The organism is Persicitalea sp. (assembly GCF_041751555.1).
In the GTDB taxonomy this organism is placed as follows: domain Bacteria; phylum Bacteroidota; class Bacteroidia; order Cytophagales; family Spirosomataceae; genus Persicitalea.
On the sequence record NZ_JBGSXF010000248.1, the window covers coordinates 1 to 12,619 of the forward strand.

Annotated in this window: 9 protein-coding genes and 1 pseudogene; 4 read left to right on the forward strand and 6 right to left on the reverse strand. The window is 51.1% G+C overall.

The annotated features are described in order from the left end of the window. Positions 1 to 432: pseudogene (locus tag ACEW8P_RS08860) on the forward strand (TerC family protein); the annotation flags it as partial. 12 nt (positions 433 to 444) lie between these two features. Here the strand turns inward: ACEW8P_RS08860 and ACEW8P_RS08865 are convergent. From ACEW8P_RS08865 to ACEW8P_RS08875, 3 genes are all read right to left on the reverse strand, one after another. Further along, a complete protein-coding gene (locus ACEW8P_RS08865) occupies positions 445 to 1,488 on the reverse strand; it encodes an isoaspartyl peptidase/L-asparaginase family protein (protein WP_373512727.1) in 1,044 nt (347 codons plus the stop codon). Between the two features lie 181 nt (positions 1,489 to 1,669). Then, positions 1,670 to 2,881, reverse strand: coding sequence for a D-mannonate dehydratase ManD (gene manD, locus ACEW8P_RS08870; protein WP_373512728.1), 1,212 nt, complete (start codon positions 2,879 to 2,881; stop codon positions 1,670 to 1,672). Positions 2,882 to 2,978: 97 nt separating this feature from the next. Next, positions 2,979 to 4,313: an MFS transporter gene (locus tag ACEW8P_RS08875; protein ID WP_373512729.1), complete on the reverse strand. Its 1,335-nt coding sequence runs from the start codon at positions 4,311 to 4,313 to the stop codon at positions 2,979 to 2,981. 294 nt (positions 4,314 to 4,607) lie between these two features. Here ACEW8P_RS08875 and ACEW8P_RS08880 point away from each other — a divergent pair, with 294 nt between their 5' ends. After that, a complete protein-coding gene (locus tag ACEW8P_RS08880) occupies positions 4,608 to 5,831 on the forward strand; it encodes an NADP-dependent isocitrate dehydrogenase (protein WP_373512730.1) in 1,224 nt (407 codons plus the stop codon). Positions 5,832 to 5,916: 85 nt separating this feature from the next. Here the strand turns inward: ACEW8P_RS08880 and ACEW8P_RS08885 are convergent, their stop codons facing one another. Next, entirely contained in the window at positions 5,917 to 7,224 is a 1,308-nt protein-coding gene (locus tag ACEW8P_RS08885) for a Gfo/Idh/MocA family protein (protein WP_373512731.1), read from the reverse strand. Between the two features lie 291 nt (positions 7,225 to 7,515). On the opposite strand from ACEW8P_RS08885, the gene ACEW8P_RS08890 reads away from it, so the two are divergent. Next, positions 7,516 to 8,421 carry a DUF1338 domain-containing protein gene (locus ACEW8P_RS08890; RefSeq protein ID WP_373512732.1) on the forward strand — a complete coding sequence of 302 codons (906 nt, stop codon included), beginning with the start codon at positions 7,516 to 7,518 and terminating at the stop codon, positions 8,419 to 8,421. Between the two features lie 166 nt (positions 8,422 to 8,587). Here the strand turns inward: ACEW8P_RS08890 and ACEW8P_RS08895 are convergent, their stop codons facing one another. Beyond that, entirely contained in the window at positions 8,588 to 10,117 is a 1,530-nt protein-coding gene (locus ACEW8P_RS08895; RefSeq protein WP_373512733.1) for a Do family serine endopeptidase, read from the reverse strand. Positions 10,118 to 10,331: 214 nt separating this feature from the next. Beyond that, positions 10,332 to 10,859, reverse strand: coding sequence for an Hsp20/alpha crystallin family protein (locus ACEW8P_RS08900; protein WP_373512734.1), 528 nt, complete (start codon positions 10,857 to 10,859; stop codon positions 10,332 to 10,334). A 625-nt stretch (positions 10,860 to 11,484) separates the two neighbouring features. On the opposite strand from ACEW8P_RS08900, the gene ACEW8P_RS08905 reads away from it, so the two are divergent. Next, positions 11,485 to 12,276, forward strand: a complete 792-nt coding sequence (locus tag ACEW8P_RS08905) for a WD40/YVTN/BNR-like repeat-containing protein (RefSeq protein ID WP_373512735.1) — start codon at positions 11,485 to 11,487, stop codon at positions 12,274 to 12,276. Positions 12,277 to 12,619 lie beyond the last annotated feature (343 nt).

A 12,619-nucleotide genomic window follows, 5' to 3' on the forward strand; every position in this document is an offset into this window, starting at 1 on the left:
TTCGAGCGCTACGTGGTAGATCATTTTTTCGTGCGGCGCAAGCGCGACAAGAAACTCTACGTCACGCCGCTTTTCGTGGTTATGATCGTGATTGCCTTCACCGATGTGGTGTTTGCGGTGGATTCGATTCCGGCTATCTTCTCGATTACCAAAGATCCATACATCGTCTTCTTCTCCAACGTGTTCGCCATCATGGGGCTTCGCTCGATGTTCTTCTTTTTGGTTAATATCATCGACATGTTCAGCTACCTCAAATACGGATTGGGCGTATTGCTGACCTTTATTGGCTTGAAAATGCTATTCGAACACCAGCTACATGAGTGGGGCTTCAGCAACCTGTACTCACTGATTGTAATCGTAGGTATTCTGGCCATCAGCATTTTTGCTTCGCTTCTGTTCCCGCCGAAAGAGCAGGCAGTAGTAGAGAAGTAGAGGGCCTAATCTTCAGGCAAAGTGACTCTTTGCGTTGATCACCTTCGGCTTGCCACCTTTCTCGGTTACGGTGTAGTTGAACCCTTTCTGGATGGAGTACGCCCCAACTTCGCCCTGTTTGTTGACGGCGATGAAACCTACCTGAAAGGTTTTGGCGCGTTCGGGATTGGGTTTTATGATTCGCTCCACGGCTTTCTTGCAAGCTTCATAGGGCGATAATCCTGAGCGCATGAACTCCACTACGAGGTGCGTGCCGCACACCCGAATGACCTCCTCGCCTTGCCCGGAAGAGGTAGCCGCGCCTACTTCATTGTCCACAAACAGCCCAGCCCCGATGATCGGCGAGTCACCCACGCGGCCCCGCATTTTGAAACCCATGCCGCTGGTAGTACACATGCCCGAGACGTCGCCTTTGGCGTCCAGAGCCAATGTTCCCATGGTGTCGTGGTTGAACGATCCGTCGTCTAATCGCGCGGGTGCGAAGGGACCGTGGCCCTTTTCTTTGCCTCTTCCCTTGTTTTGCTGCAATTCTATATTGATAACGGGCTTGTAATCTTCTTTCTTCAACCAGTTTTCGTAGGTTTTCTTCGCATCCGCCGAAAGCTCCCCCGATTCCAGTTTGAAGCCGTTCTCTATGGCAAACTGCTGCGCCCCCTCTCCCACCAACAGTACGTGCGGCGTTTTTTCCATCACTTTCCGGGCCACCGAAACGGGGTGCTTGATTCTTTCCATGAAAGCCACTGCGCCGCAGTTGGCCTTTTCATCCATAATGCAGGAGTCCAGCGTTACGTAGCCGTCACGATCAGGGTTGCCGCCCAATCCCACGCAGCAGTTGATATCGTCTTCGATGGCGATGCCCGCCTGCTCTACGGCGTCGAGGGCCTTGCCGCCCTTTTCTAAAATGGGCCAGGCCGCGCCGTTGGCGATTTGACCGCTATCCCAAGTCGAGATGACGATGGGTTTGTTGATAACGCTCTTAGCAAAAAGCCGGTTTGTTTTGAGTAACGGTAAAGACAAAGCCGAAAGGCGGAGGAAAGAGCGACGGTTGGGAGTCATAGGTTATTAAGTTTAAGGTTGTGGAGTGGCAAAGTTAAGGAGCGACAAAGCCACAAAGCCACAGAGCGACGAAGTTAAACTATTTCAGCTTAAAATGGCGGGTTTGCTCCCCTCTCTTGGCAGGAGAGGAGCTGGGGGTGAGGTGAAATTACGCCACGCTATGACCCCCTCAAAACACCATTCACCAATTATACAAAGTGCCATCCGTCAAACGATTGACCGGAAGATAGGCTTGCTGGTAGGGATGTTTAGCGGCCAGGTCCTCATCGATGTCCACGCCCAAGCCCGGTTGATCGGTCAAATAAAGGAAGCCGCGCTCGAAATAATAACCGTGTGGGAATACCTCCTCAGTCAGATCGGGGTAGCCCATGTATTCCTGGATGCCGAAATTATTGATCGAAAGATTCAAATGCAAACAAGCGGCCAGGCAAATCGGCGACATATCGGACGCGCCGTGACAGCCCGTCTTAACTTGGTACAACTCTGCCAGCGACGCAATCTTTTGCATCGGCGTGATGCCGCCACCATGGGACACGGTCATGCGGATGTAGTCGATGAGTTGTTCAGTAATGAGTTGCTGGCAGTCGAAAATAGTATTGAACACCTCTCCGACCGCTAATGGCGTAGTGGTGTGCTGCCGGATGAGCCGGAAGCCCTGTTGCAACTCGGCGGCGATAGTGTCTTCCAGCCAAAAAAGGTCGTAGGCTTCCAGTTCCTTGCCCAATCGCGCCGCTTCGACGGGCGTAAGGCGGTGATGGCTGTCGTGCAGTAAGTGCAGGTCTTCGCCGAAGGTGTCGCGTACTTTTTCCAATAACTTAGGCACGAAACGCAGGTACTTGGCTGTGTCCCAGGTTTCTTCGTACGGCAGACCGTCGCGGATGGCGGGTTCGTAGGCTTTCCCCTTTTCGGCCACGCCGTATATTTTCTCCAGCCCCGGCACACCACTTTGCACCCGGATGGCCTCAAAGCCCATTTCCATCTTTTCGGCCACTTTTTCCAGCGTATCGTCGAGGGTGCGGCCGTTGGCGTGGGTATAGCACAGCATCCGCTGCCGACTTTTCCCGCCCAGCAGATTGTAAACTGGCGTCTGTAGGGCCTTGCCCTTAATGTCCCATAATGCCATGTCGATGGCCCCGATGGCTGACATCGTCACCGGACCGCGCCGCCAATACGCGCCTTTGTAGAAATACTGCCAAATGTCCTCGATGTCGAACGGATTCCGGCCGATCAGGCAGGGAATGAGATGATCTTGCAGATAGCTGGCCACCGCGCCCTCGCGGCCGTTGAGCGTGGCATCGCCCAGTCCGTAGATACCCTCGTCGGTTTCGATTTTGATCGTAACAAAATTGCGGCCCGGCGAGCAGACGATAAGGCGGGCGTTGGTGATCTTCATTTTGTTGTGTAATTGTTGAATCGTGTAATTGATGCAGAGGTGTTCAGTTGGGGAACTTATCCGTAGCGAGCCTTTGTGCCTCTGGAACTTTTCCCCTTCAAAACCTCACTTTATCCAATCTCGGAATCAGGAAATGAATGATTCCCAAAGCTACTAAATAGCTAGTACTGGCGAAAATAAACAGCGGCACGTAGCCCAATTTCACGATCATAAGGCCCGTAGCGGCCGCGAACAATGCGCTGGCAATGGCACCAAATAAGCCACCGATGCCCACGACCGAAGCCACGGCCTGCTTGGGAAAGACGTCGGAAATGATAGTGAAATTGTTGACCGAAAAACCCTGGTGCGCCGCCGTAGCGAGGGCAATGAGCGCTATGGCCAGGCGATAATCAGCGGTAAAAGAGGCGAAGAAAACGGGCAGCACACACAGCGCGCAGACGAGCATTGTGACCTTCCGCGCACCGTTGGCCGTCCAGCCCCGGCGTAGCAGAAACGACGACAGCCAGCCAAAGACGATGTTGCCCAAATCCGACACCAGATAGATAATCAGAAAGGGCAGGCCGACGTTTTTAAGGTCGAGTTTTTGAATAAATGAATCGTTGTTATTGAAAAAATCGGGCAACCAGGTCAGGTAAAACCACCACACGGGGTCGGAAAGTACTTTGCCCGTAATGAAAGCCCAGGTTTGACGGTAGCTCAGTAGTTTGAACCAGGAAGGTTTGAGCTGACTATCGGTCAGGTCGTTGTCGTCGCTTTTTATAAAATCGTATTCTTCCGCGCTGAGGTTCGGGTGATTTTGCGGGCGGCGGTAAAGCCACAACCAAGCCGCCAGCAGCAGGAAGCCCAGCGCACCCGTCACGACGAAGGCCGACCGCCAGCCGTATTCCACCGTCAGCCATGGCACCACGGCGGCGGTGAGGATGATGCCGATGTTGGCCCCCGAGTTGAAAACACCCGTGGCCAACGCCCTTTCCTGCGGCGGAAACCACTCCGCCACCGACTTGATGGCCGAGGGGTAGTTGCCCGCCTCACCGAAGCCCAAACTAAACCGTGCCACCACCAGCCCCCGCACCGAACTCACCCAACCGACGGCGATCCCCGCCAGCGACCACAGCGCTATGGACAGCGAAAACCCCCGCCGCGTCCCGACGCGGTCGATGAACCAACCGACGAAAATGAATCCTAATCCGTAGGCCCACTTGAAGGCCGAATCCACATAGCCCATTTGAACGCGGAAACGATCCAGGTCGGCGGCGGTGAGGGCCTGACTGAGCGGAATGCCCAAGATTTCTTTGCGAAAGGTTTCGTCCAGCATCGTGAACGACAGCACGCTGCGATCGATGTAGTTGATCGTAGTCGCCAGCATCAGCACGCCAGCAATTAGCCAGCGGTAATTACCTTGGGGCGGTTGCAGCGCGGCTTTTTCTTGCATAATGGGAGGGTTCGTTTTCTCCGAACCAAAACCCCATTGGCTACTAAAAATACTTGGTCAGTCCGGAAATAAAGTGATTAGCGGCAAACTTAATTTTTCATAGACTCAAAATTAGGTTCTTAAATTTAAGATATTGACATAAACAACTTATTAACAATGAATTAAGCGTCGAATTTCCCACATCATAACGCTCTCAACTTTCAACTTTCAACTTTCAACTCAATAATTCGTATTTTTGCCCCATATTTTCAACCGAGCTTCTATGGCTTCAATCCCTAAATCGAAACTGTTTATATGAACAAAATCAAAGTTGCCAATCCGGTCGTCGAACTTGACGGCGATGAAATGACCCGCATCATCTGGAAATTCATCAAGGACAAATTGATCCTTCCTTACCTCGATCTCGATATAAAGTACTACGACCTCGGCATAGAATACCGCGACGAAACCGACGATCAGGTGACCGTAGATGCGGCCAACGCCATTAAGAAATATGGCGTGGGAATCAAGTGCGCTACCATTACGCCCGACGAGGATCGCGTGGAGGAGTTTGGCCTCAAGCAAATGTGGCGTTCGCCGAACGGTACGATTCGTAACATCCTGGATGGTACCGTATTCCGCGAGCCAATCGTGATGAGCAACGTGCCGCGCCTGGTCACAACCTGGACTGACCCGATCATCGTCGGTCGTCACGCCTTCGGCGACCAGTACCGCGCCACCGATTTCGTGGTACCCGGCAAAGGTAAGTTGACTATGAAGTTCGAAGGCGAGGACGGAACCACGCAAGAGTTCACGATTTTCGACTTCCCCGGCGGTGGCGTGGCAATGGGCATGTACAACCTCGACGAGTCGATCAAGGGCTTCGCGCGGGCGTGTATGAACATGGGACTGCAGAAAGGCTGGCCCGTCTATCTTTCGACCAAGAACACCATTCTAAAAAAGTACGACGGACGTTTCAAGGATTTGTTCCAAGAAATATTCGATGCCGAATTCAAAGACAAGTTCAAGGAAGCAGGCATAATCTATGAACACCGCCTGATTGACGATATGGTAGCATCGGCCCTCAAATGGAGCGGTAAGTTCGTGTGGGCTTGTAAAAACTACGACGGTGATGTACAATCCGACTCAGTCGCGCAAGGCTTCGGCTCGCTGGGTCTGATGACCTCGGTACTTGTGACGCCCGACGGAGGTACGATGGAAGCCGAAGCCGCCCACGGCACCGTGACGCGCCACTATCGCCAGCACCAGCAGGGTAAGCCGACGAGTACTAACCCTATTGCCTCAATTTTCGCCTGGACGCGCGGCCTGGCCTTCCGGGGCAAACTAGACGACAACCAGCAGTTGATCAAGTTCGCCGACACGCTGGAGCAAGTCTGCATCGACACCGTGGAAAGCGGCAAGATGACCAAAGACCTCGCCCTCATCATTCACGGCGATAAGCTGACGAAGGACAACTACCTGAACACGGAGGATTTCCTCGAAGCCATCGACGAGAATTTGCAGAAGAAGTTGGCTTAAGGCCGAACCTCTATTAGAAATGCAAAAGCCGCTGATCTCTTATGAAGTCAGCGGCTTTTTTTGTTTTTAATACCAACATCTTCATCTACACATTACTCGGCATAGAATATGGTGCGCGGTACTCGCGACTTAGCATAGCATCGGCCTCCTTATCATTGACGAACTTTTCCTTCTGGGGATCGAAGGTTAGGTTGCGGCCCGTGCGGTAAGCAATGTTGCCCAGATGAGCCAGACCCGATGACAGGTGCAGCGTTTCGGGCGGGCCGTTGAGCAGCGACGGGTCGCGGGCCACTACGGCGTCGATGAAGTTCTTGAAATGGTCGCCGCCCGCCTTGCGCGCGGGGCCGGGCTTGCGGTCGCGGCCCAGGAAGGTCTTATAGGTTTCGTAGCCGTTGACTACCATGTAGCCTTCACTGCCGTAGAAGATATTACCGATGCCGGTGTCGTCTTCCTGATTGGTCATCCAGGGTCGCACCTCAAACTCGATAATTTTTCGCTCTTTGGGATAGATGTAGGTCGAAGAAAGTATCTCAGGCGTTTCCTGGGCGTCTTTCCAAAGAAACTTACCGCCCGCCGAAGTTATTTTTTCGGGGAAAGTATCCACGCCCAGACCCCACATACACAGATCGGTTTCGTGGATGCCCTGGTTGCCGATGTCGCCGTTGCCGTAGTTCCAGTACCAGTGCCAGTTGTAATGCACGTAGTTTTTGGAAAAAGGCCGCATCTGCGCCGGACCCGTCCAGAGGTCGTAATCCAATCCTTCGGGTACGGGTGAAGTACCTTTGTCGCCCAGGTCGGGCCGCCACTTGAAGACCAGACCGCGGGCCATGTACACGTCGCCGATCAGGCCATCGCGCAGGTGCTTTACGGCCTCCTTCATGGCCTCCGAACTGCGAAGCTGCACACCATGCTGCACGATGCGCTTGTACTTCTTGGCGGCTTCGATAATTTTGGGGCCTTCGGCAAAATCGTGGGAGCCGGGTTTCTCTACGTACACATCCTTCCCCGCCTGACAAGCCCAGATCGTGGCCAGGGCGTGCCAGTGGTTAGGCGTGGCAATGCTGACAGCGTCGATGGACTTGTCGTCGAACACCTTACGCAGATCCATTTCGGTCTTTACTTTCTTGCCCGACTTTTTCTCAAATTCCTGGGCGCGTTGCTGCAGAATCACGTTGTCGGGATCGCAGAGTGTAGCGACTTCCACATTTTCCAGTCTGGAAAAGCCCGCCATGTGGTTTTGGCCGCGCCCGTTGACGCCCAGCACCGCTACGCTGACACGGTCATTAGCCCCGAAGGCGCGAGCGGGGATGATGGTCGGGAGCGACAGAGCCATCGCGACACCGGCCGAGTTTTTGATGAATTTCCGTCGATTCAGTTGGTTTTCGTTTTGCATAAGGAAAGGATTTTTGGAAGTGCAAAGATTGAAATACTTATTTCTCCTCTAATAAGACGGTCGCCGTTAGCTTTTTACCCTAAGTCATGAGAAAAAGAGATTGATTTATAGAGAAATGCGTAGTTTTATTCGTAATAATAATAAGGTTAGCAACGGCCTGTGGACATCCTGGGGTTATGCAGTGTCCAAGAACGATGATCCACCGTGGCCTTCGTATATTGCACCAGACCTGCGGTATTGTGAAAAACATACCGCTAACTTGTATGAGATATATAAAGAAACAATAGTACAATGGACGATAGCAAAACCAAACCCCTCGACACGGTCATGCACGGTCTCATGAACCGCTACCAGGAGAGGGTTCCCGATGTGAAGGTTATCCTGAACGCTATGGTGCGGGAGAGAATCATTGCTGACCCTGATGACATCGAGAATGACCATGTGGCCTTCCGCACCCTGGGCGTACCGCAGTTGGGCATTGCTTCCTTTGAGAAAATTTTTCTGCACTACGGATACGAAAAGCGGGATTACTATTACTTCGATGGGAAGAAACTGGACGCCTATTGGTTCAGTCCGCCGGAGCCGCACTATCCCCGTATTTTTGTTAGTGAATTGCGAGTGAACGAGCTTTCTTCGGAAGCGCAGCGCATTATTCAAAGCTACACCGACGAAGTGAAAAGTGACCCTGTTGACAAGCTTAATCTGGACGACGGGCCGCAGGTAGATGCATTCTTACACCAACCGCTTTGGCGTACGCCGACGCTCGGTGACTACCTGAGTTTATTGCATGAAAGTGAGTATGCCGCCTGGGTGATCTATAATCGCTACTACCTCAATCACTTCACCATCAGCGTTCACAATTTGCCGAAAGGCTACAACACAGTTTCGGACTTTAATAAGTTTTTGGAAAGGCAGGGCATCAAACTCAACGACTCCGGTGGCAAGGTGAAAGAAAGCCCCGACGGCGGGCTGCTGCAAAGCTCCACCGTAGCACAAATGATCGATGCGGAATTCGCCAACGGCGATACACACGCTATTTCGGGTTCGTACGTGGAGTTCGCCGAACGACGCGTACTGCCTGAGTTTGCCACTCTGTCCGCCAACCAAATCCAGCGTCGGCACCGTCGCGACGGCTTTGAAGCTGGCAACGCTGATAAAATTTTTGAAAGTACTTACACTGCGCAAACGGGAAAGTAGAGGCACAGAGTGGCAAAGCGACAGAGTGGGACGGCCCATGCCGCACAAAGTAAAAGCCAAAGGCCCGAGCGAAATTCGTTCGGGCCTTTGGCTTTCTACTTCAATGTCGAAAGTTGATCGATAAAAAACGCTCTCAACTCTCAATTATCCACTTTCAACTAAGAAATTACATTCTAAATCCAAAAGTATAAACATCGGCGGGAGCGTCAGAATACACACCCTCGAATTGTACCATAGCACCCGTTTTGTCCGACAATGTACTTTTCAGTTCATTGACCGAGCGTACCTGCTTGCCGTTCACCTTGGTGATGATGAAACCTTCGCTTACACCCGCGCGGGACAGCTTACCGCCCTGAATATCCATGATCTTGACACCACCTTCGATCTTATAACGCGACAGACGCTGTTTCTCCTGCGTGGTAAGATTGTCGAACTGAGCGCCCAAAGCATTCATGGCCACACTGCTTTCGCTGGGCTTGACAATGTCCGAGCCGCCCGTACGGTTGCGGAGCGTAACGTTGTAATCCTTTTCCTTGCCGTCGCGATTGACAGTGATATTCACCTTATCGCCGGGGCGGTGCAGACCGATGGTCTGCTGCAACTGCGGAATCGTATTAATCGTACGGCCGTCCACCTTCACAACTACGTCGCCTTGCTTGATACCAGCAGCGGCTCCGGCGCTACCGTCCGAGAAATCCCTTACGTACACGCCTTCGCTTACTTTCACACCAAGCTCATCGGCCTTCCGGCTGTCTAAATCTTCCAGAACAATACCCAGATAGCCACGCTGTACATTACCATACTTAATAATATCACCCGATACTTTTTTTACGATAGCCGAAGGTACCGCGAAGGCATAGCCAGCAAAGCTACCCGTAGGGCTTGCAATGGCCGTGTTGATACCGATCAGTTCTCCTTTTAAGTTTACCAGAGCGCCACCGCTGTTACCAGGGTTTACGACGGCATCCGTCTGGATGAATGCTTCCAGGGGAGAATCTCCTTCGAAGTTGCTATTATTTTGTCCTCGGCGGGCATACTCCTGGCCGATAATTCCAAGGCCGCGGCCTTTAGCGCTTACGATACCCGCCGTAACGGTCGATTCCAGATTAAAAGGATTACCCACGGCCACGACCCACTCGCCCACTTTGGCAGCGTCAGAGTTGCCAAAAACAATAGCAGGCAGATTATTCTCTTCAATTTTAATAACGGCGATGTCCGTTGAAGGATCAATGCCGATTACCTTTGCGCTTACTTTACGCTGGTTGTTCAGCGTCACTTCCAGTTCTTCGGAGCCCTCCACCACGTGGTTGTTGGTCACGATATAACCGTCTGAGGTGATGATGACGCCCGAGCCGCTGGCCTCTCCGCGCTGCGGCGCTTGACGCTGGCCCATGCCCCGGTCGCCAAAGAACTCGCGGAACATTTCGGGAATCTGAGAATTGACGTCCCGAGCCTGGCGCGTAACCGTAGATTTGATGTGCACGACCGTCGGCGTGGCTGTCTCAGCGGCGTAAGTGAAGTCGCCCGGCGTTCCGGCGGGCATCCCGGTGGAAGTGAACTTAGCCAGCGTTTCGGCGGGAGCTTCCTTAAAAATAACATTCTGGCCATTGCCGTTATCCAGCAGCTTGAAGCCAGCGATGGTGGTGGCGCTCGAGAGCAAACCAACCAAAACGATTGCTTTCCAATTTGTCTTCATTTTATTCTATGGGGTTTGTAAGTGTAAGGTTGAAACGACCCTTTTGGCGACTTTCATTCCCGCGTTAGGGTAATTTAACAAATTTTAACGAAGGTAACGAGGTAAGGAAAAGAATCATACCGCTACTTTACGAACGGTTCGTCTTCATATATATGATACAAAACAAAGGCGATTCCAAAAAGTTAGAACCGCCTTCGCTTTCGATCAAAAAAAATTAAGCAATTTCAATCGTGCGCTGTGGCTTGACCTTAGCCTCTTCCCGCTTGGGAAGTTCTACGTTCAGCACACCATCGGTATAAGTGGCATTGATCTTTTCGCCATCTACGGTAGTAGGCAAGGTGAAGGTCCGCTGGAACGAGGAGTAGCTGAACTCACGGCGGGTGTACTTGCCCTTTTTGCGGCTTTGCTTCTGCTCTTCTCCTTTTTCTTTCTTACCCTTCTCCTTCTGACCTTCGTTGTTGTCCTGGTCTTCGTAGTTATCAAACTCGCTCTCCTCCCGCTTATCGGCAGAAATAGTAAGGCGGTTGTGGTCGAGGTTTAGTTTGAAATCTGATTTTTTCATGCCGGGCGCAGCCACCTCGATGTAGTAGCCGTCTTCGTCCTCCCGCACGTTCACGGCAGGGGCCGTGCCATTGAAGGTAGGCGTGAAAAGCTCATCCATCAAATCTTTGCTAAAAAAGCTGTTGATTAAATTGGGGTACTGATACCCGTCGTTGTTTCTGTTTCTAATTAAAGCATTCATAACTTAAATGGTTTTAATGTGAATAGTTGGTTTTTCGCTGTCATTACTGACTGGTACCAAACCTATTTTCAACTTCTGTACCAGGAAAGTTATAGTGTAAAATCATGACATTATGGCTTAAAAATTATTCAGCTTGATATTTATGGACAATTTGTCATACATGCAATGGAGATTTTTGCAGGAAACCATTGGAATTAGATTCTACGATCCCGCGAGGTATTCTGGGGAAATTTGCCACAAGCGCAGGAATGGCAAGGGTGGGGCAACCACGCTTAGTTATCCCGCCCTTGAATGAGCAGATCATTCACCCAATCGAAGGAACTGCCGATTGTCCCCAGGTAAACAAACACAGTCCGTGGTTCAGATCTTTATCGTCGGATGAAGTAAATAGAGCCTGTTTCTCAAAAAATATCAATATTCCTTGCAACTTCCGGCACCGGGTAGCAGTCTTTGATTCAGAATGTTTAAAAGCGAAGCCTTCCGTCAACTTCTGACAACTGACAAAGTTTTCGGTGGCTTTACAAAACTTTTACATTCCCTTTACAACTTTTTACTAGTATAAAGATTCAGGCTGGTTGACGCCCACTATCTTTGACTTTATTGTTTCATCAAATCAGTCGTAGTCATGAGTAGCCACAGCCTTGTTTTTTTGCTGCTTCTTCAATTCTTATTTGCCTTGGATCAGGCCTTACAACTTCCACGAGCATCCTCTCTCACGAATAGTCAGCAAAAGCAAAAAAGTACTACAGCCGGGGCGGCAAATATCATTTTTAAATCTACGGATGGCGGACAGACCTGGCAGGACATTAGCGAAGGGTTGCCTGAAAATTTGCAGGCGGAGGGTATTCAGAGAGATGGTTTCGTTGAAAAAGGTAGTGAACTCTATATACGTACTGGAAATGGGATATATCACCGTAAACCAAATTCCACAGATCCTTCTTGGAAAAAGGAGGTTTTCCCCGGCGACCGTACTGGAGACTGGGCAATGAAAGTAGTCGAGTCGAACGGCGTACTGATGGCGACCAGCCAGAACGGTATATTGAGATCGACCGATGGGGGTAAAAACTGGGAGTGTGTGCTTAATGAGGGCGGTGTGGGCATCGCGGTGGAACGCATCGAAGGTGGATTCGCTGCCATCACGTACAATACAGAGTCAGAGACCCGAAGAGTGCGAACCTCCTACGACGGCGGCAACACCTGGCAGCCCATCGACGCGGGCCTTCCGGCCAGCCTATCCATTGCCTCCATTGTTCAGGTTGGCGAATACTTCTTTTGTGGTCACCCTACCGGCATTTTTAGATCCTCAGACCAGGGAAAAACATGGGAACTGTTACTGCCTTCAATCGAAGATAAGGTCTTCAATTTATCTGTTTCTGACGATGTGATTTACGCCATACCCCGACCGGGGGGATGTTGAAAAATTCAGGTTAACTTTCATGCCTGGTGACCCTAGCCGACCGACCGCTCGATTCGCAATCGGGCGGTTAGTCGCGCGTTGCATCTTCTTCGCGTTTTGTAATCGGTACTCGTAGTTGTGATTCGCGCTTGAGGGTATTCGCGTTACAAACGAGAGGAGACAGTATCTTTTTCGTAGCGTCAGGTATTACCACCAGATGCCCCGATTTATCAACACCAGTTAGTAAGCTTAGGAGAAGCTGTTAAGCATCAGTTAGTTTGAACTAGTTTACATTGTGTGTTTGTTCCCGCAATTGCTGCAAAAAGGTTGTAAGTTAAATATTTTTAGACCACAATTTTGACAA

Excerpts from the sequence above, each read along its gene's own strand:
- ACEW8P_RS08865 (WP_373512727.1), bottom strand. The coding sequence starts at position 1,488 with ATGACTCCCAACCGTCGCTCTTTCCTCCGCCTTTCGGCTTTGTCTTTA.
- manD (WP_373512728.1), bottom strand. The coding sequence starts at position 2,881 with ATGAAGATCACCAACGCCCGCCTTATCGTCTGCTCGCCGGGCCGCAAT.
- ACEW8P_RS08875 (WP_373512729.1), bottom strand. The coding sequence starts at position 4,313 with ATGCAAGAAAAAGCCGCGCTGCAACCGCCCCAAGGTAATTACCGCTGG.
- ACEW8P_RS08880 (WP_373512730.1), top strand. The coding sequence starts at position 4,608 with ATGAACAAAATCAAAGTTGCCAATCCGGTCGTCGAACTTGACGGCGAT.
- ACEW8P_RS08885 (WP_373512731.1), bottom strand. The coding sequence starts at position 7,224 with ATGCAAAACGAAAACCAACTGAATCGACGGAAATTCATCAAAAACTCG.
- ACEW8P_RS08890 (WP_373512732.1), top strand. The coding sequence starts at position 7,516 with ATGGACGATAGCAAAACCAAACCCCTCGACACGGTCATGCACGGTCTC.
- ACEW8P_RS08895 (WP_373512733.1), bottom strand. The coding sequence starts at position 10,117 with ATGAAGACAAATTGGAAAGCAATCGTTTTGGTTGGTTTGCTCTCGAGC.
- ACEW8P_RS08900 (WP_373512734.1), bottom strand. The coding sequence starts at position 10,859 with ATGAATGCTTTAATTAGAAACAGAAACAACGACGGGTATCAGTACCCC.
- ACEW8P_RS08905 (WP_373512735.1), top strand. The coding sequence starts at position 11,485 with ATGAGTAGCCACAGCCTTGTTTTTTTGCTGCTTCTTCAATTCTTATTT.